20 protein-coding genes and 1 tRNA gene are annotated in these 18,377 nt (G+C 70.5%); 9 read left to right on the top strand and 12 right to left on the bottom strand.

The features are described from left to right. Positions 1–18: 18 nt before the first annotated feature. On the bottom strand, positions 19–2,313 hold the full coding sequence (locus BN1187_RS05390) for a transglycosylase domain-containing protein (RefSeq protein WP_052462315.1): 2,295 nt from the start codon (positions 2,311–2,313) through the stop codon (positions 19–21). Beyond that, positions 2,306–2,725: a DUF5318 family protein gene (locus BN1187_RS05385; protein WP_040159379.1), complete on the bottom strand. Its 420-nt coding sequence runs from the start codon at positions 2,723–2,725 to the stop codon at positions 2,306–2,308. The genes BN1187_RS05390 and BN1187_RS05385 overlap by 8 nt, the downstream gene beginning before the upstream one ends. A gap of 130 nt (positions 2,726–2,855) precedes the next feature. On the opposite strand from BN1187_RS05385, the gene BN1187_RS05380 reads away from it, so the two are divergent. Continuing rightward, positions 2,856–2,928: transfer RNA gene (locus tag BN1187_RS05380), tRNA-Ala, on the top strand. 182 nt (positions 2,929–3,110) lie between these two features. Here BN1187_RS05380 and BN1187_RS14600 read toward each other — a convergent pair. Genes BN1187_RS14600 through BN1187_RS05350 form a run of 7 tightly spaced genes read right to left on the bottom strand, consistent with a single transcriptional unit; the run spans position 3,111 to position 9,193 of the window. After that, on the bottom strand, positions 3,111–3,473 hold the full coding sequence (locus BN1187_RS14600) for a pirin-like C-terminal cupin domain-containing protein (RefSeq protein ID WP_218184570.1): 363 nt from the start codon (positions 3,471–3,473) through the stop codon (positions 3,111–3,113). After that, a complete protein-coding gene (locus BN1187_RS05375; RefSeq protein WP_218184569.1) occupies positions 3,428–4,057 on the bottom strand; it encodes a pirin family protein in 630 nt (209 codons plus the stop codon). Before BN1187_RS05375 ends, BN1187_RS14600 begins: the two co-directional genes overlap by 46 nt. 9 nt (positions 4,058–4,066) lie before the next feature. Then, a complete protein-coding gene (locus BN1187_RS05370) occupies positions 4,067–4,882 on the bottom strand; it encodes a glycosyltransferase family 2 protein (RefSeq protein ID WP_040159378.1) in 816 nt (271 codons plus the stop codon). Further along, positions 4,879–5,853 (bottom strand): hypothetical protein, encoded by a 975-nt coding sequence (locus tag BN1187_RS05365; protein WP_040159376.1) that lies wholly within the window; start codon positions 5,851–5,853, stop codon positions 4,879–4,881. Before BN1187_RS05365 ends, BN1187_RS05370 begins: the two co-directional genes overlap by 4 nt. Further along, the gene (locus BN1187_RS05360; RefSeq protein WP_040159374.1) at positions 5,850–6,911 is read right to left on the bottom strand and encodes a glycosyltransferase; all 1,062 of its coding nucleotides are present in this window, start codon (positions 6,909–6,911) and stop codon (positions 5,850–5,852) included. The genes BN1187_RS05365 and BN1187_RS05360 overlap by 4 nt, the downstream gene beginning before the upstream one ends. Next, the gene (locus BN1187_RS05355; RefSeq protein WP_235750595.1) at positions 6,911–7,996 is read right to left on the bottom strand and encodes a glycosyltransferase family protein; all 1,086 of its coding nucleotides are present in this window, start codon (positions 7,994–7,996) and stop codon (positions 6,911–6,913) included. Before BN1187_RS05355 ends, BN1187_RS05360 begins: the two co-directional genes overlap by 1 nt. 42 nt (positions 7,997–8,038) lie before the next feature. Further along, complete coding sequence (locus BN1187_RS05350) at positions 8,039–9,193, bottom strand: hypothetical protein (RefSeq protein ID WP_040159369.1); 1,155 nt, start codon at positions 9,191–9,193, stop codon at positions 8,039–8,041. A 213-nt stretch (positions 9,194–9,406) separates the two neighbouring features. On the opposite strand from BN1187_RS05350, the gene BN1187_RS05345 reads away from it, so the two are divergent. From BN1187_RS05345 to BN1187_RS05335, 3 genes are all read left to right on the top strand, one after another. Continuing rightward, positions 9,407–10,489 (top strand): alpha/beta hydrolase, encoded by a 1,083-nt coding sequence (locus BN1187_RS05345; protein WP_040159367.1) that lies wholly within the window; start codon positions 9,407–9,409, stop codon positions 10,487–10,489. A 106-nt stretch (positions 10,490–10,595) separates the two neighbouring features. Then, positions 10,596–11,255 (top strand): DUF899 family protein, encoded by a 660-nt coding sequence (locus BN1187_RS05340; RefSeq protein WP_040159365.1) that lies wholly within the window; start codon positions 10,596–10,598, stop codon positions 11,253–11,255. 78 nt (positions 11,256–11,333) lie between these two features. Then, a complete protein-coding gene (locus BN1187_RS05335; protein WP_040160079.1) occupies positions 11,334–11,783 on the top strand; it encodes a hypothetical protein in 450 nt (149 codons plus the stop codon). A 4-nt stretch (positions 11,784–11,787) separates the two neighbouring features. Here BN1187_RS05335 and BN1187_RS05330 read toward each other — a convergent pair whose 3' ends face one another. Continuing rightward, entirely contained in the window at positions 11,788–12,297 is a 510-nt protein-coding gene (locus tag BN1187_RS05330; protein ID WP_040159363.1) for a GNAT family N-acetyltransferase, read from the bottom strand. A gap of 63 nt (positions 12,298–12,360) precedes the next feature. Here BN1187_RS05330 and BN1187_RS05325 point away from each other — a divergent pair, with 63 nt between their 5' ends. Then, positions 12,361–13,419: a lipoate-protein ligase LplAB gene (locus BN1187_RS05325; protein ID WP_040159361.1), complete on the top strand. Its 1,059-nt coding sequence runs from the start codon at positions 12,361–12,363 to the stop codon at positions 13,417–13,419. A 44-nt stretch (positions 13,420–13,463) separates the two neighbouring features. Here BN1187_RS05325 and BN1187_RS05320 read toward each other — a convergent pair whose 3' ends face one another. After that, positions 13,464–14,399, bottom strand: a complete 936-nt coding sequence (locus BN1187_RS05320; RefSeq protein WP_040159360.1) for an alpha/beta hydrolase — start codon at positions 14,397–14,399, stop codon at positions 13,464–13,466. Between the two features lie 145 nt (positions 14,400–14,544). Continuing rightward, positions 14,545–15,333, bottom strand: coding sequence for a hypothetical protein (locus BN1187_RS05315; protein WP_052462314.1), 789 nt, complete (start codon positions 15,331–15,333; stop codon positions 14,545–14,547). A 161-nt stretch (positions 15,334–15,494) separates the two neighbouring features. Between BN1187_RS05315 and BN1187_RS05310 the strand changes: the two genes are divergently transcribed. The 4 genes from BN1187_RS05310 (at position 15,495) to BN1187_RS05295 (ending at position 18,176) form a co-directional block, all read left to right on the top strand. After that, complete coding sequence (locus BN1187_RS05310; RefSeq protein WP_040159357.1) at positions 15,495–15,983, top strand: pyridoxamine 5'-phosphate oxidase family protein; 489 nt, start codon at positions 15,495–15,497, stop codon at positions 15,981–15,983. 32 nt (positions 15,984–16,015) lie between these two features. Then, positions 16,016–16,195 carry a hypothetical protein gene (locus BN1187_RS05305; protein ID WP_040159355.1) on the top strand — a complete coding sequence of 60 codons (180 nt, stop codon included), beginning with the start codon at positions 16,016–16,018 and terminating at the stop codon, positions 16,193–16,195. Positions 16,196–16,281: 86 nt separating this feature from the next. Continuing rightward, the gene (locus BN1187_RS05300; protein WP_052462313.1) at positions 16,282–17,514 is read left to right on the top strand and encodes a sensor histidine kinase; all 1,233 of its coding nucleotides are present in this window, start codon (positions 16,282–16,284) and stop codon (positions 17,512–17,514) included. Continuing rightward, on the top strand, positions 17,511–18,176 hold the full coding sequence (locus BN1187_RS05295) for a response regulator (RefSeq protein ID WP_040159354.1): 666 nt from the start codon (positions 17,511–17,513) through the stop codon (positions 18,174–18,176). Before BN1187_RS05300 ends, BN1187_RS05295 begins: the two co-directional genes overlap by 4 nt. Positions 18,177–18,377: the final 201 nt, after the last annotated feature.

Here is an 18,377-nt window from a genome sequence, read left to right as displayed (position 1 = left end):
GGCGGGCCCGAACCGCGGTCAAGGCGTCGTGCTGCGCTGGGCCGATCGGGTGCCGCCGTCGCTCGGCGCCCGGGTTGTGGTGTCATTCGTCGGTCTGACCGTGCGGGGCGGCTGCGCGTTGTTGGAGCTGGTCGGCCGCGTCTGGCTGGGTCTGGTCGCCGTCGGGGACGGCGCGGGACGGCTCGAGGTGGGAGCCGGCGTCGGCTTCGCCGTGGTCTTCGTCGGTGCCGGCGCCGCGCTCGTCGTCGAGGCGGTCGACGACGGCCGAGGGGCGCTCGTCGTGGTGGTGGCCGGCGCGCTGGTCGTCCGGGCTACCCGGGTGGGCGTCGCGCTGGTCTGGGTGGGGGCCGGGGCGGCGACGCGCGTCGGGTAGGAGCGCTCGGCGGAGCGCCTGACCGGGCCGGAGAACCGCTCGTGATCGAGGCCGTCCATGGCGTCGCGCATGAAGCTCAACCAGGTGCGCGCCGGGTAGCCGGAGCCGTAGAAGCCGGAGGAGAAGGCGTCCAGGTTGCTGTTGCCCTCATCGCCCGCGACGAACATGACCGCGGTGGAGATCTGCTTGGTCGACCCGACGAACCAGGACGCCATCGTGGCGTCCTTCTCACTGTCATAGCGCGTGCCGGTCTTGCCCGCGATCTGGTAGCCGAGGCCCGAGACGGAGCGTCCGGTGCCGCTGGAGGTCACCCGGGTGAGGGCGCTGGCCGCGTTGATGGCCACGTCCTTCTCGATGGCCTGGTCGTTCTTCACGTCGGCCTTGTAGAGGACGTTGCCGTTGCGGTCGCGCACCTCGGAGATGACGTGCGCCTCGCGGCGGACGCCCTCGTTCGCCAGCGTCGCGAAGCCGTTGGCGGCGTGGATGACGTCCACCTCGGCGAAGCCCAGCGGGATGCTCGGGACGGGCGTCCACGTGTTGTTGCGGGGCAGGCCCGCGTCCTCGGCGGCCTTGATCACCTTGTCGGGGCCGTCGGGGATCTGGCTGACGAGGTCCATGTAGGCGGTGTTGATCGACTTCGTGGTGGCCTCGAGGAGCGTCACCGCCCCGTAGGCGCTGCCGCCGGCGTTGCGGACGGCGCGGTGGGCGCCCCGGGGAAGGAAGTAGCTGCCGTTGAAGGTGTCGTACATCGAGAAGCCGTTGCGCAGGCCCGCGACCAGCGCCCAGGGCTTGAACGTCGAGCCCGTCGGACGCGGCGTCGTCGCCCAGTTCTTGTTCGACTTCACGTAGTCGGGGCCGCCGTAGGCCGCGAGCACGCCGCCGGTCTTGGTGTCGATGGACGCCAACGCCGGATGCAGGTCGTTGGGGTTCTTGCCGCGCTCGCGGGCGGCGCGCCTGGCTGCCGACTGGGCGGCGTCCACCGCGGAGGCCTGGAGTCGCTTGTCGAACGTGGTGATGACGCGCAGGCCGCCGCCGGAGATCTCGGCGTCGTCGAAGCCCTTCGCGCGCAACTCCTGCTGGACCATCGTCATCAGGTAGCCCTTGGTGCCGCCGAAGCGGGAGTCTTTCTCGATGGTCGGGAAGCTGGGCAGCTTCGTGTAGATCTGCTGGCGCTGCGCGGGCGTCATCTTGCCCATCTCGACCAGGTGGTTCAGCGTGACCTGGTAGCGCTCGAGCAGGTCGGCCTTCTGCTTGTCGCCCATCGCAGGGTCGAGCAGGTTCGGGGCGTTCACCAGGGACGCCAGCGCGACGGCCTGCTGGATGTTCAGCTGCTTGGCGTCGATGCCGAAGAACGTCTGCGCGGCCGCTTGGACGCCGTAGGCGCCGCGGCCGAAGTAGACGGTGTTCAGGTAGCCCTCGAGGATCTGCTCCTTCGACTGCACCTCGTTGATGCGCAGCGCCAACAGGATCTCACGGAACTTCCGGATGAACGTCTTGTCCTGGTTGAGGTACAGCACCTTCACGTACTGCTGGGTGATCGTCGAGCCGCCGACCGTTTCGCCGGGCCCGACCAGGGACTGCACCGCGCGTGCGAGGCCGGCGGGGTCGATGCCCCGGTCGTCCCAGAACGTCATGTTCTCGGCCGCCACCATGGCGTCCTTCATGGTCTGCGGCATCTCCGAGTACGGGATCGACGTGCGGTTCTGCACCGACAACGTGCCGAGCGGCTCCTTGCCGTCCCGGTAGAACAGCTCGGTGTTCTCGGTCTGGAACTCCTTGTTGGGGTCGGGGATCGGCATCGTCTGGTAGATGCCCACCACCGCGAGGACGCCAACGATCGCCAGCACCAACAGCCCGATCAGGATCTTGCCGAGCCAGCCGATGCGCTTGCGCGGTCCACCGGCGACGCTCGCTCCTCCTGATGATCGTGAGCTAGCCATAGATATCCTCAACCGTCTTCCTGCGGCGCGGTGGCTTACGCCGGACGCCGTCCCCCAATAGATACGACCTGATCATGTGGTTCCAGCCACAAACGTGACAGACCTCCACCACGCAGACCTTGAACTCGCCGAACTCGTTCTGCATCTCATCGAGCTCCACGCTCGACTTGATGCGTCCGGAGTACTGTCCCAGCTGATCGCCGAACGTGTAGTTCAACACGACCGTTTGGGAGCTGCCGCAGACCGGGCAGTCCACAGGGTGGGGCTCCCCGTGGTTCAGCGCCGCGCGAATGAGCATCGGGTCGGCGTCGCAGGCCTCGGCGCGCGTGAGGGACCGCGTGCGTCCCCGCAGCGACCGCAACGTATTGCGGCGCTGGAGGGCGTAATCGATCTCTTCGCGCTTCGACCACATGACGACCAGAGTAATTGTCCCATCAACGAGGGTCGATCTAATCTTTCGCCGGTCCCGGTTGCCGTCGGACTGTGGTCGCACGCGGCCGTGTTGAGGGGTCGATCCGCGCTGGCGTAGCATGGGCCCTCTTGGGGCTATGGCGCAATTGGTAGCGCACCTGCTTTGCAAGCAGGGGGTTAGGGGTTCGAGTCCCCTTAGCTCCACCTAGTCAGACGCATACTGGGCCTCAAAACCCTGCTCATCCGAGTCAACGACGCCGCTCCACCACCGCGGGTTGGGCCTCCGGTCGAGACCCAGCGACCCCAGTCGGTGCCCGCCTACACCGGCCTGCTGTGGTCCCAAACGAGGGCGACTGACAACCGGTTTCGCCTGGGCCGCGGAACATCTACCGTCCGCTCGCGGCATCACCGATCTTGTGATGGCGGTCACGCGGCCGCAGGGGACCGGCCGGGAGCGGGGGCGCGGGGATCCGTCCGCTGACGCCGGGATATCCCTCGACTTCTCCGAAGCGCTCCGAGCCCTCGTTCCACTCGCGCTGGTCGTCCACGATCTCCTGTTGCTCGCGCTCGATGAAGTTCCACCACATCGGGACGGATCCCTCGTACGGCTCGCCTCCGAGCAGCAGGAGGTGTGCCCCATCCGGCCCGGCGGTCAGGCTCAGGCGATCGGGGCCCTGCTCCACGAACCCGAACTGTCCGCGCTTCACAACAGTGTCATGCCAGGTGATCTCGCCGGCGTCGACGAGCACGCCGTGTTCGAAGTCCGTCCTGACGGAGACAACTCGACACAGGCTCCCGCGTCCACGGTGTGTTCCGCCCCGAGCAGCGGCGTGTACGTCTCCACGGGAGAGGACGCGACCCCCTCCACGGACCCGATGAAGACGCGGACCCGGCCACCGGGCACCTCCACCTCCGGCGCTGGGTAGTTCTGGAAGGCGCGGGGGACGAAGCGCGCGTCGTCGGGCAACGCGATCCACAGCTGGACGCCGTGGAGGACCCGCGTGGACGCGGTGGTGACCTCCGAATGGGCGATGCCGTGTCCCGAGGTCATCAGGTTCATCTCGCCCGGACGGACGAACGCGTGCACCCCGTCCGAGTCGTTGTGCTCGATCTCTCCCGAAAACAGCAACGAGCAGGTCTGCAGCCCCGTGTGCGGATGCGGCCCGACGTCCATGGGCACCTCGCCGCCGGCGACGTCCACCGGTCCGTAGTGATCGAGGAAGCACCACGCGCCCACCATGCTGCGGTCCCGGCTGGGCAAGAGGCGCCGGACCTCGATCGAATCGTCTCCGCCGAGCTGGGCTGGGCGCGGCTCAATGATCTGGACGTCCATGCGGCACGTCTAGGAGCGCAGGTCGCGGCCATCGAAGCACACCAGGCCCAGCGCGTCGAACTCGCGCAGCCAGCCCTCCATCGGCCACCACCCCCACGTCGCGTGGAAGAGGCGGGCGTTGCGGACGATGTCGTCCAGGTGGTGCACGGGCGGCATCGGGTTGTCGTGGTACTGGTGGAACGCGCGGGCACCGCCCACCCAGAGCAGCTGCCCGCCGGCGGCTTCGACGCGGGCGCCGAAGTCCGTGTCCTCGGCGCCGTAGCCCGTGTACCGCTCGTCGAAACCGCCGCTGCGCACCCAGTCCTGCGCCCTCATCGCGAACGACAGCGACCAGAACAGCCGGAAGTCCGTCGCCCGCCGGGTCTCCCCCGGCGCCAGGATCGGACGTTCCGGGTGCGGGTCGGCGAGCCCGTCGAGGCCGTCGGCGGGGTAGCCGTTCGGCGTCGGGGGCAGGTAGGCCACCTCGCCGGCGGCGATGGTCGGGACGGCGTCCGCCTCGCTCAGCACCTGGTCGTACCGGGCGAACAAGCCGGGGGACGGGATGCAGTCCACGTCCAGGAAGACCAGCATCTCCGCGCCCGCGTAGATCGCCGCCTTCGCCGCCGCGTTGCGCGCCGCTGACAAGGGCAAGCGTGCGGGGTCGCAGGCGACGGACGTGCACACGGCGTCCGGCCACACCGATCGGACGATCCCCTCGATCGCCGGGTCGTCCATCGCGCACACCGACACCACGTCGGGACGCCGCGTCGCCCTCCGGCTCCCCCGGAGCATCCCGCCGAGGTGCGCGTGCCGCCCACGCACGATCGTCACCAGCGCGGTGATCATGCGCGGGCCGCCAACCGCGTCAGCGCCTCGGCTATCCGAGCCGGACCCCGGACCGGATCGGGCGCCCACCGCCGCCACCTGTCGCCGCCCCACTCCCGCGCCGTCCGCAACAGCTCGGGCCATCGCTCGGGACTCGGCCACTCCTCGAGCGCCGGCACGACCTCGAGCCGGCGCAGCGCCCGCACCGTCGCGCGCTGCTCGCCGAACGGGCGCTCGGCGGCGACGATGACCGCCGGACGACGAGCCGTCGCGACGTCCGCCACGGCACCCTGTCCGGCGAACGACACGACGACCTCGGCGCTCATGAGGTCGTCCCACAGGTCCGGGCTCGCGGGCCAGGGTCCGCCGCGGGCCACCCACGGCCGGCCGGTGGCGGCCTCGGCGGCGCGGACAGCGTCCTCGTCGATCGGCGTGCCGCCGGCACCGCACAACAGGAGCACCGAGCCCGGCCGCACCCGCGCCTGAGCGACCCGCCTCGCGAACCGCGTGATCGGACCCACGGCCACCAGCCGGGCCGCGTCCTCGGCGGGAAGGTCGAACGCCCCGGCCGGCCAAGGACCGATGAGCAGGTCGCACAGGTCGAAGGCCAGCCGGTGCGGGCGGTCGGTCCGCTCGCCGGGCAGCACGATGGTGGCGGTCGGCACCCCCAGCAACCGTGACAGCGTCACGACCTCGGCGGAGACGTCGACCATCATCGCGTCGGGCTGCGACCGCGCGATCCACTCGGCCAGGGTCCGCATCCGGCGTGCGTAGCCGGGCACCGCCACCGGAGCCCAGTGCAGGGCACCCCGCGACGTGGGGTCTGGATCGTCCCCCACGTCCAGGGGCAGTTGCACCCAGTCCCCGCTCCACAAGGCCGGACGCGGCAGCGAACTGAAGACCGTGACCTCCATGGCGAGGAGCGGGACGACCGCCCGCGCCAGGGCGAGGTGGCCACTGCCCTGGTGATGGACGTACCAGCCCAGCCTCATGCGGCCCCCCGCTCGCACACCTCCAGGAAGAGGGCGACGTAGTCGTCGACCATGCGCGACAAGGAGAAGCGCCGCACGCACAGGTCACGCACGCGGCGGCGATCGAGGCGCCTCACCGCGCGAAGGGCGTCCACCGCCGCGGCCTCGTCCCCCTCCGGGACGACGGCCCCGCCACCGCGCGCAACCACCTCGGGGAGTCCGCCCCGATCGAAGACCACAGCCGGGGTGCCGGTGGCCATCGCCTCGGCGGCGACCAACCCGAACGGCTCCTCCCAGGCCGAGGTCACCAGGCACGCCGCGGAGCGTCCGACCACTTCGTTCAGCTCGGCGGTCGTCAGGTGCCCGGCATACTCGACCCCGTCGCCCAGCTGCGGGGCGATGGCCTCGTCGAAGTAGCCGCGATCCCAGACGGGGCCGGCGATCGTCAACCGCAGGCCGGCCGCGCGCGCGATGGCGATGGCCCGGTGCGGCGCCTTCTCCGGGACGATCCGGCCGAACCACACCAACGAGTCGCCGCCCGGACCCAGCGTCCAGCGCCGGGTGTCCACCCCGTTGTGGATCGTGCGGGCGGCGACGATCGGCGACCAGGCGCGCCGGGTCTCCTCGCTCACCGCGACGTAGCGCGCGCGGGCGTCGTCGAGCCCGCGGGCGGCGGGCTCGAGCCACGGCGTCGGCGGCGTGTGCAGCGTCGTCACCATGGGCGACGGCAGCAGCGACGCCATCGCCAAGGGCAGGTAGTGCAGGCAGTTGTTGTGGACGATGTCGACGTCCGAGCGCGCCTCGAGGGAGAGCATGAGGTCGAGATAGGCGAAGTGCTCCGAGACGACCCGCTCGGGAGGCATCGCGACGTCCGCGCGGGCGTCCGCGCTCAACACGAACGGATGGATCGGCAGCTCGTGCGCCCGCAGGTCAGGGTCGGAGCCCTGCCCCGCGTAGAGCTCGACGTCGATGCCGCGCTCCCGTAGGCCCTGGACGAGGTGCCAGCACATCGATTCGAGCCCGCCGGCGAAGGGCTGTTTCACGCCCTCGTTGGCGTGGGCGATGAGGACGACCCGCATCAGGCACTCAGCAGGCCTGCGTAGACGGCGCGATGCTGCTCGGCGACGCGGGACCGCTGCGCCCTGCGGCCCTCGACCGTCGCGTGCGGATGCCGACCCCGGCTCTCGTAGGCCTCCCGCAGCGCGGCGCTGAACGAAGGCCGGTCGAGCGAGCCGTCCGGGTTGCGGTGATAGACGAAGCACTCCAGTTGCTCGGCGTAGAAGCCGCAGTCGGGAGCGAGCACCCCGGTGCCGAGGTCGTAACAGGCCTCCGCCCACCCGGAGTGCGTCCCGAACTTGTAAGGCAGGACCGACAGATCCAGGCTCCAGAAGTAGTCACGCAGCTCGTCGTCGCTGTAGAAGTCGTGGACGTGGAGCTCGATCGCGCCGTCGCTCTCCAGGCGGCGCAGCTGATCGGCCAGCGCGGGCTCGTAGCGGATGAAGTCGGGGCTCATGATGTCGTTGTGCGCGTCGACGACCAGCCGCGCGCCCGGCAGCTCGGGCAGGTCGCGCACGATGGCGTCGATGACCGCGCCCGGGTCCATGGACGCCCGCAGGCTCTTGCAGTGGACGCCGATGACGAAGTCCGATCGCTCCGGCCGGGGCCGGGCGATGTCCTCGAACTCGAAGACGTGCGGATGCGGGGTGACGACGGCGTCCACACCCCAGCGCCGCTTGATGGCGGCGGCCGCGCCCGGCGTCAGCGTCAGGACGCGCGCCGCAGCCGGGATCAGGACGTCGAGCTGCGCGTCGTGTTCGGCGCTGTCGGCATGGTGCGGGTTGCGCAGGTCGTGCGTCGTCAGCACGAGCGGCTTGCCCGCGGCCCGTAGCGCCTCGACCAGCGCGCGCAACTGCTGCGGGCTCTGGGCGTCGAACCCGAAGTGGATGTGCATCAGGTCGAAGTCGTCGGCGTGGGCGGCGACCCACTCGGGGTCGAGCATGCGCGGCGGCCACCACTGGCCGGCCCGCTCCGTGGGCGGATCGGGCAGCCGCACCACGCCGTCGGGCTCGAGCGCCGACAGGTGGCGCACGTAGACGTGGTCAGCCGGGACAGAAGCGACCCGAATCTCCGACTCCATGTAGCCGCTACCCCTCCCGATGCTCACTGAGCAGATAGTGGGGCATCAGCGGCGAAGGCGGAACACCCCTTAGAAGGAGGTGACGGCAGCCGCCGGCGCGTTCGTCGCGGCGAGCTTTGAGCCCGGGACGGTCGCCCCGACCTGCACCCGCGTGTTCGTGGGCGTCCGCGGGACGGCACCGGGAGCGAACTCGAGCATGTAGCGCGGCGCTGTCCCCGAGACAACGTTCCCCTCGATCCGATACCCCAGCACCTTCGGGGTGTACGAGACGACCGTGGACTTCAGCCCCGCTGGGCCGCCCGAGAAGTCGTTGCCGCCGTCGATGCGGCCGAGGGTGACCCAGCCGCCGCTCACGGCCGTGGAATGCGCGAAGTCCCCGGGGTAGCGCGCCGGACCGCCGAGGGAGCCACCTCGGTTGGCGAACAGGATGCGGTAATCGGACGCGTCGAGGTTTTCGTTGCCGAACTTGTTCCGGCTGATCATGAGCCCTTGGCCCGCATTCACCCAACTGGTGTGGGGGATGACCCACACGTTGGCACGATCGCGGCCACGGCCGAAGTGGACGAACTCGCAATTCTCGATGGAAAGGTGGGTGCCCGCGTTCCCGGTGATGATCCCGTAGCGTCCGTACAGGAAGTGGCAATCGCGGATGCGCGAGCCGTCCATGCCGCCGACCAGCGCGATACCGGACGAGGTCGTCATCGACGCGCCATAGAACTGACAGCGTTCGACGATGACGTAGGGGTTGTCGATCTGCGCCAGCGAAATGGCGGCCCGGTTGTACCCGACCATCCGCGAGTCCCCGATGTACTTGACGCCCGCAACGTTGGTTCCCGTGTAGGTGTTTCGGATCACGTTCCGACATTTCTTGGTGTCGCAGGAAAAGTCGATGCCGGACAGGTGGAACCTCGCCCAGGGCTTCGATGACGAGATGCATGCCTCGGCGTTGACCTCGATGACCGTCTTGCCCGGGATGCCGACAGCGGCGATGGCTGGAAGGTCGATGGGCCGAAAGCACCGGTACGTGCCCTCGCCGAGTAGGCGTCCATGACGAAAAGCGTCGATCAGGATGTTGGTGTCGTCGCCGCCGGACGGGGCCGGGGCGGGTTCGGTGCGTGCGGCGGCGAGTGCGTCCGCTGGGTTGGTCAGGGTAAGGGCGGCGGTGGCGGCGGCACCGGCTGAGCCGAGCGTGAGGGCTCGGCGGCGGGAGAGAGTGTCTGGCACGGCATCATCGTGACACGTGATGCGACATGTGTCTCTAACAACGAAACCGTGCTTTTCACACGCAGCCCTGTGAATGGAAGAACTGCACAGAAGATTCGGCACTCTTGTCCCTATTGTTGAGGACAACATGTCTCTATGATCTGCTGGGTGCAGCCGGAGACCCCCGTCTCCATCTGCGTGGCCCATTCCCCCGACAGAACGGATCCATCTCCCATGCAGACCCGTCGCCGCGTCATCGCAGCCGTCGCCGCCACCACCCTCGCGGCCAGCAGCCTCCTGTCCACCTCGACCCGGCCCGCCGAGGCGGCCAGCACCCAGCTCGGCGTCTCCTTCGCCTCGTCCCACGGCCGGTCCTACTACCACTTCTACGACGCCGGGGTTCCCGGCAACGCCACGCTCATCGTCCTAGACGGTGACGGGCAGTACGGGATCAAGCACCCGTCCTCGAGCTACCTCCTCGGCGGCGCCAACGGCGTCGTCAGCAAGGCCAAGCAGCGCGGCTACAACGTCCTGGCCGTGAAGACCCCCAGCGGCGACGGGACCTGGTGGACCAACGGCGTCGAGAACGAGCGCTACCTCGCGGACGTCCTGGCGAGCGTCGCCAAGACCCGCGGGCTCGACCGCAACAACACGTTCGTGTTCGGCTACTCCGGCGGCGCCCAGTTCATCACCCAGTTCTGGCTGCCCGCCCAGGCGCAGAACTACCGCGGCGGCGCCCTGATGATGGGCGGCGGCGGACGCCAGTACAACACCCCCACCTTCGGGGCGGCCACGAAGAAGCAGTGGAAGCTCGCCTGGATCACGGGCGCGGCCGACACCGCGGCCAACTCCGAGGAGGGCTATGACGCCATCGGCGAGGCGCGCCGCGGCGTCGCGATGTACCGCAGCCTCGGCTTCCCGACCATCTACACCCGGTATCCGGCCGGCGTCACCCACGTGCTGGACGGCCAGTTCGGCGGCTATCTCGCCTTCGCGCTGGACCACTTCCACATGCGCGGCGGCCCGGTCCCGGCCAAGCCGAAACCCACCCCCGTCAAGGCCTGGACGACGCGGGTGGACGTCCGCAAGAACTCCGCCTACGTCGTCGTGAACGTCCCGGCCGGCACCACGTCCACCACCGTCCGCGCCAGCGGTCCCCGTGGCGCGTACTGGTACCAGACCCTCACCGGCTCCGGCACCAAGGTCTTCCGAATGGGCGACCCCGGCGACTGGCTGCGCGGCAACACCACCTACTCCTACAAGGTCAGCGTCGGCACCGCCGTGAAGGCGAAGGGCACCTTCCGCACCAAACGCTGACGCCCCACCGAACCGCACGATCGGACAATCCTGTGGCGGGCGTGGTCGCCTACGTTGAGCCCACGCCCGCCGAAGGAGGAACCCATGCCCACCCCGCCGATCGTCGATCGCTCCGCGTTCGAGGACGCCCTGCGCCCTGGCCGAGCAGGTCGTCCGCGAGAAGGAGCTCACCCGGTTCGCCGACCGCGTCTCGGCGACGCGGCGTCGCCTGCCGATGACGCCCGTCGGCGACTACACCCTCGACGGGCCCGCCGGTCCGCTGGCCTTCGTGGACCTCTTCCAGGGCGTCGAACGGCTCGTCGTCCAGCACTTCATGTTCGCCCCCGACTGGGACGCCGGCTGTCCCAGTTGTTCGTACGCCGTCGACTCCTCCCCGCGTCACCTGTCGCACCTGCGCGCCGAGGGCATCGCCCACGCGGTCATCTCGCACGCGCCGATCGGCACGATTGCCGCCTACCAGCGCCGCATGGGGTGGGACGACCTGCTGTGGGTCAGCTCCGCGAACTCCCCGTTCAACCGCGACTGGGGCTGGACGAGCGACGACGGCGAGGTGCCCGGCTTCTCGTTCTACCTCCTCGCCGACGGCGTCGGCTACCTCACCTACTCCACGACCGGACGGGGCGTCGAGCCAGTGCTCAGCACGGTCAACCTCGTCGACCGCACCGTCTACGGGCGCTGCGAAGATTGGGAGGACAGCCCGGACGGGTGGCCACAGCACGGCACCTATGACGGCCCGACCAGGCGCCACGACGAGTACGACGGTTGAGGACGACACAGGCCTGACCACGAGGAACGCCCCGGGTGGGGGTGACCGCGGGGGGACGGCGTCCCTATGCTCGCCCCCATGACCCCGCTCACCGACGCAGACCTCGACGACTTCCTTGTCCGCTACGAGACGTCGCTGACGTCGTTCGACGCGCAGGCGAGCGCGTCACTGTGGGGCATGCCGGGGACGCTCGTGAACGACGAGTTCGTCGGCACGATCGACTCCCGCGACCTGATGGTGCAGGGGCTCACGCAGTCGTACCCCCTGTATCGCCAGCTCGAGCTGCACCGTGTCACGCACACCCTGCTCGAGCGGGCCGACCTCACCGAGCGGCTGGTCCGCGTCCGGGTGCGCTGGCACTTCCACTCCATCGACGAGCATCTGGCCGACAGCGACTACGAGTACGTCTTGCGCCGCGACGACGACGGCGCGCTGCGCGCCTATGTCTCGGTCGACATCGACGCCACGCAGCAACTCATCGCACTCGCCCGGCGCAAGGGCGTCCGGCTCGACCAGCCGGCGTCCTGAGCGCCTAGGCGTCCTGCCGCACGATCTCGAAGACCACGTGATCCGGCCTCGTGTCGACCGCGGGGTCGTGGGTGATCACGCCGCCGATCTTGCGCATCGCCGCTTGTGAACGCAGGTTCGTCGACCCGACGTGGAAGATCGCCCGCGGCACGAAGCGGTGCACGTGGTCGACCATGAGCCGCTTGACCTCGGCGTTCGTTCCGGTGCCCCACAGGTCGCGGGCCAGGAACGTGTAGCCGATCGCCGCGTGACCGGCGTCCTCGTCGACTTCGTAGAACCGGGACGATCCGACGACGCGCCCGTCGGCGTCCTCGACGACCACGCCGCCGCCAGACGCGAGGCCGTCAGCGAAGAGCGCGTCGAAGACTTCGGGTTGGTAGCGATCCTTGCTGGGGTGCCCGGCCCACAGCAGCGGGTCGGACGCCACCGCGTAGAGCGCGTCGCGGTCGTCCGGACGCATCGGGCGCACGGTCACGCCGTGGCCGGCCAGGGTGGGCTGTCGATCGAAGGTCACAGGGACGAGGGTAGGGCCACGCCAGCCGCTAGGTTGGGTGGGATCACTACGGCAGGAGGCTCCATGCACGGAGAGTTCAAGGTGCGCGGCGGCAAGCTCGTCGCGGTCGACATCGAGACCGACGACCAGGTCATCACGTCCGCCCACGTCTTCGGCGACTTCTTCCTCGAGCCTGACGACGCCCTCGAGGACATCTCCGGCGCCATCGTCGGCCAGCCCGTCAACGTCTCCGCTGTGGCGCTCTCGCAAGCCATCCGGGCGCGGCTCGACGAGCGCACCGAGCCGGTCGAGCTCATCGGCTTCGACACGGACGCCGTCGCGATCGCCGTCCGCCGGGCGCTCGGCCGCGCGACGAGCTGGGAGGACCACGAGTTCGACGTCATCGGCCCCGTCACGATGGCGCCGATCATGCACGTGGCGCTCGATGAGGTGCTGCCCCACGAGGTCGCCGCGGGACGCCGCCGGCCCACCTTCCGCATCTGGGACTGGGACTCCCCGCTGGTCGTCATCGGCTCCTACCAGAGCGTCAACAACGAGATCGACCCCGAGGGCGCGACGCGGCACGGCATCGACGTCGTCCGGCGCATCACCGGCGGCGGCGCCATGTTCATGGAGCCCGGCAACTGCATCACCTACTCCCTCGTCGTGCCGGCGTCCCTCGTGGAGGGCCTGTCGTACGAGCAGTCGTACGCCTACCTGGACGACTGGGTGATGGGCGCGCTGGCCGAGATCGGCGTCCGGGCGCGCTACGTCCCGCTGAACGATATCGCCTCCGATCAGGGCAAGATCGGCGGCGCCGCGCAGCGCCGCTTCGTGGACGGCGTCGTCCTGCACCACGTCACCACCAGCTACGACATCGACGCCACGAAGATGGGTGAGGTGCTGCGGATGGGCAAGGAGAAGCTCTCCGACAAGGGCACTCGCAGCGCCAACAAGCGGGTCGACCCGATGAGGTCGCAGACCGGCATGGCCCGCGACGCGATCATCGAGTCGTTCCTCACCTTCTTCCGCGCCAAATACACCACGCACGACTCGACCTACACCGACGATGAGCTGGCCAAGGCGAAGGCGCTGGTGGAGACGAAGTTCTCCACGCCGGAGTGGACCAACCGCGTCCCGTGACGGCGCATCCGTGAGCCGGCGCCCCCTCGCTCCCCCAAGGGAACTCACGCGCGAAGGCGTCCCCCCAGCCAGGACGTCGCCCGCCGCCAGTACCCCTTGACGAGGTCGGTGCGGGTCGCGATGGACTCGAAGCCGTGCGGCGCGCCGGCGACCTCGTCCAGCACGCACGGCACCCCGAAGGCGGCGAGCCGTTCGGCATAGTCGCGGTCCTCGGCGTGGAACAGCTCGATCGTGGACGTCCCGATCCACGCCGCAGGGAGCCCCGCCAGATCATCGCGCCGGGCCGGTGCCGCGTAGGACGGCGCCTGAGACCGTCCGGGTGCGCCGCCGAGGTAGGAGCTCCACCCGGCGCGGTTCGCCCGGTTGTCCCAGATGTAGTGCCGGACGGCGTCCAGGCTGCGGTCGGCCGCGGTGCGGTCGTCCAGCATCGGACTGAACAGCCATTGGGCGACGGGCTGGACGCCGCCCTCGTCGTGAAGGCGCTGGACGAGACCTGCGGCGAGCCCGCCGCCTGCGCTCTGTCCGCCGATGGCGAGGCGTCCGGTGTCGACGTCGAGGTCGTCCGAGCGCTCGAGCAGCCACGTCCAGGCGCGGTGGCAGTCGTCCAAGGGGACCGGGAACGGGTGCTCCGGAGCGAGCCGGTACTCCACCGCGACGACGACGATGCCGAGGTTGCGGGCGATGTGGAAGCAGCGGGCGAGGTCCTGGCGCGCCGTCCCGATCACCATGCCGCCGCCGTGCACCCAGAGCAGGGCCCCCCGCGGGGTGGGCGCGTTCGGCACGGCCACCACGAGGCTCACCCACTCACCCAGGTCCACCCCGCGTGAGGCGACGCCGTCGGGAGGCACGGGAGCGGGGAGCAGCCTGGTCGCCGCTCGCAGCGCCCGCCGCTGCCAGCCGGTGCGCACGGGGATGTGCGGCGCGAACCGGAGGGCTCGCAGGTCGGGATGCAGCGCGGCGGCCGTGATGCGATCGGTCATGGGTCCCTCGAGTCGGTCGGGTGCCGGAATGTCACCAGCGTGGCACTCGATCGCTGAACGGCCCCCGCGCACCCCCGTTTCGACGAGCGAGTGCTGCGCCTGTGACGCGTCACCCACGTCAGTCTCGATGCGCGACGTGACCGCGTCAGGCCAGCGCGTTCAACAGCACCGCCTCGGTCCCGGCCAGGCCCGCGCTGAAGAAGACCCGCGTTCCCGCCCGCACCTCCCGCTCGCCCGCCACCACGGCGCCCAGGTGCACCAGGGCGTCCTCGACGGGGGTGCCGGCGAGGACGTTAGGAGGGTCGTAGGCGCGGATCTGGTCGGGCGCGTCGGTCACCACGAGCGCGGCATCGCGCGCCAGGTCGGGCGCGAACTCGCTCCGCCCCACCTGCTTGGGCCCCAGCGTCGTCACGTAGGCGCTCGACCGCACGTCGTCCGGTCGCAGCACCGGTTGGGGCGAGGACGTCGCCAGGATCACCACCCCGGCGTCCCGGACAGCCTCGGCGACCGAGCCGGCGGCCCGCGCGGCCAATCCCAACTCGTCTCGCGCGCGGCCGGCGAAATCCTGACGCGCGGACGCCGTCCGCGAGAACGCTCGCACGGGGACGTCCCGGAACCGCTTCGGCAGCGCCCAGAGCTGGTGCCACGCCTGGCGACCGGTACCGATCACGGCGATCGCCCCGGGGTCATCGGGCGCCAGCGCCTCCAGGGCGACCGCGCCGATCGCGCCGACCCGCCGCGGACCCAGGGACGCCCCGACCGCGAGCCGTCGGACGGCCCCGGTCGCCTCGTCGGACACCACGATCACCTGCTCGTCATCGGACGCCCCCGGCGCCACATACGACCGGTACCCCAGCCAATCGCCGGGAACCGCCCCGCAGGTGAAGGTGAGCTTCCGCCCGGCCAGGTCGGCCGAGACCCGCGGCGGCGCCACCAGAACACCGCGCCACGCAGCGTGGACATGACCCCGGGGTCGTCCCACCCGCAGGAGGGGGAACAGCAGCGCCGCGGGTCACGGACCCGCATCGTCGCCGCCGCATCCCTGGCCTCGTCGGGACGCCCGTGCAACAGTGAACGAACCAGCAAGGAGGACGCATGAACGACAAGCCCCAGACAGACGCCGAACAGCGTGAGACCCTCGACAAGCTCATCGACTCCACCCGCTTCGCGATGTTCACCACCCGCGACGAGGGCGGCAAGCTCGTCAGCCGCCCGATGACCGTGCAGAAGCGCGAGGACGCACGATTCTTGTTCATCTCCCAGCGCGACACCGATGTCGCCCAGCAGGCCGACGGCCAGGCGGTGAACTTGGCGTTCGTCACGGGCGGCAATTACGTGTCGGTCTCGGGCACCGGCAGCGTCCTCGACGACGTGGCGCAGAAGAAGGAACTGTGGAACGCCATGAACGACGCCTTCGCCGACGGCGGTCCCGAGGACCCGAACAACGTCATCGTCGCGGTCGACGCCGACGGCGCCGAGTACTGGGACACCCCCAACGGGGTCGTCACCCTGCTGGGCGCGGTGAAGGCTGCGGTCGCGGGCGGACGCCCCGCCGGCGGCGACCACGGCACCGTGAACCTCTGACCGCAGAACCCACATCGAGAAGGAGAAACACCATGAGCGACGGCCAGGTCTCCGAGACCCAGGATCTGTCCCCCGAGCCCGACGACGTCCGCACCGACGAGTCGATCCCGGACGCGGGCGACGCCAACCACGCCCCCGGCGGACGTCCCAAGGACTACGCCCAGGGCACCGGCGACGACGGCCTCGCCGAGGAGGAGCCCACGATCCGCTGATCGGGGTCCAGGGTCGGCCCGCGGTCGCTGGGTTCGCGACCGAGGTCTGATCAAAACAGAGCGGGGGGCGCCCTAGGCTGAAGGGGATGAGCACCTCCGACGTGTGGTTCCCGCCCGGCGCGACGGCCCGCGACTGGGCGCTCGATGTCGCGCTGGCCGGCGTGCTGTCTTTGCTCGGCTGGGTGTTCTCGTCCGCCGTGGGCACGCCGTCGGGGCTGAGCACGTTCGCCGGCACCATCGTGACCCTGCTCACCGCGGCGCCGCTGGTCCTTCGTCGGCACTCGCCGTTGCTCGCGATGATCGGCTGCGCGCTCGGCCTGCTGCTCCAGCTCGCGGTGTTCTTCGTCCCCAATGCGACCGTCGTGTGCGTGCCGATCGTCGCGCACGCGGTCGCCCGGTGGGTGCCGGGGCTGCCCGCCCGATCGGTGGTCGCCGTCGGGCTGGCCGGCGCGGTCCTCGGCCCGGCCTCGTGGGCGCTGCGCGGCGGCCCGTCCCCCCAGACCCTCTTCTTCTTCCTCACCGCGTTCGCCCTGTGTGCGGCCGGCGTCGTCACGCCCTACATCGCCGGACGCCGCCAGCGCTCCGTCGCCCAGGAGCGCGAGGACCGCCTCCGCGCCGCCGAGGAGCGCTTCCTGCTGCAGGCGCACGAGCACGAGCAGCAGGCCCGGCTCGACGAGGCCGCCCAGCGCGCCAGCATCGCCCGGGAACTGCACGACATCGTCGCTCACTCGCTGTCGGTGATGATCGTCCAGGCAGAAGGCGGCAAGGCGCTGGCCCGCAAGCGTCCCGAGGCCGCCGAAGAGGCGCTGACCACCGTCGCCGAGATCGGCCGTGAGTCGCTGCACGAGATGCGCCGCATCGTCGGCGTCCTCCGCGGGTCGCCGCAACCCCGCGACGCCGAATTCGCCCCGGCGCCCGGCCTCGCCGACATCCCCGACCTGGTCGCCCGGACGTCCGAACGAGCCCACCTCGAGGTCTACGGCACCCCCGAGGGCACGACACCGGCCCTCGAGCTCACCGTCTACCGCATCGTGCAGGAGGGCCTCACCAACGTCCTCAAGCACGCCGGTCGTGAGGCGGAGGCCGCCGTCATCCTCACCCACGCGCCCGGACAGCTGACGGTCGAGGTCGTCGACAACGGCCACGGCGTCCCCGACCCCACCGAGGGGGGCGGCAACGGCATCCGCGGCATGCACGAGCGCGTCACCGCGATGGGTGGCACCATCCGGGCCGGCGTCCGCACCGACGGGCCCGGCTTCCGCGTCTACGTCGTCCTGCCCACCGACCCGTCCCCAACGACCCCAGGAGGTCCCCGATGACCGGCTCCCCGATCCGCGTCCTGCTCGCCGACGATCAAGCGCTCGTGCGCAGCGGCTTCCGCATGCTGATCGAGGCCGAGGACGACATGGTGGTCGTCGGCGAGGCGTCCGAGGGCGCGACCGCGGTGCGACTGCTGAGCGAACACCCGTGCGACGTCGCCCTCATGGACATCCGGATGCCCGTCATGGACGGCGTCGAGGCCACCCGGCGCATCGTCAAGGCCGGGATCGACGTCCGTGTGCTGGTGCTCACGACGTTCGACCTGGACGAGTACGCCTTCGCCGCGCTCCGGGCCGGGGCCAGCGGCTTCATGCTCAAGGACGCCCGCCCCGACGACCTGCTCAACGCGATCCGCAACGTCGCCGCGGGGGACGCCGTGATGGCACCGTCCACCACCCGCCGGCTGCTCGACCACGTCGCCCCGACCCTCCCCACCGCCCCCTCGGGCAGCGACCCGCGCCTGGAGCAGCTCACCGACCGCGAGCGCGAGGTGCTCATCGAGATCGCCCACGGCGCCACGAACGCCGAGATCGCCGGCACGCTCTACATGGCCGAGGGAACGGTCAAGACCCACATCGGACGCCTGCTGTCGAAGCTGCAGTGCCGCGACCGCGTGGGGCTGGTGCTGCTCGCCCACGAGACCGGCCTCGTCCGGCACTGAGGGCCGCGACCCGGGCGCCGTCCGGACGCCGCATCTCACGATCCGGTCCGCGGGACGGCGCCCGGATCGGGAACGCGTCGGCTGCGCTACGCTCGTCGCCGTGCACAACTCGTCGATCGCCGCCCACCGGGGCCAGTGCGTCGTGATGTGCATGTGCTGTCGCCGAATGTCGTTGTGACAGCACGGCCCGATCGCCCGTCG

Origin of the sequence: Nigerium massiliense (assembly GCF_000826085.1) — a bacterium.
Taxonomy (GTDB): domain Bacteria; phylum Actinomycetota; class Actinomycetes; order Propionibacteriales; family Propionibacteriaceae; genus Propioniciclava; species Propioniciclava massiliense.
This window is presented reverse-complemented; position numbering and strand designations above follow the sequence as displayed.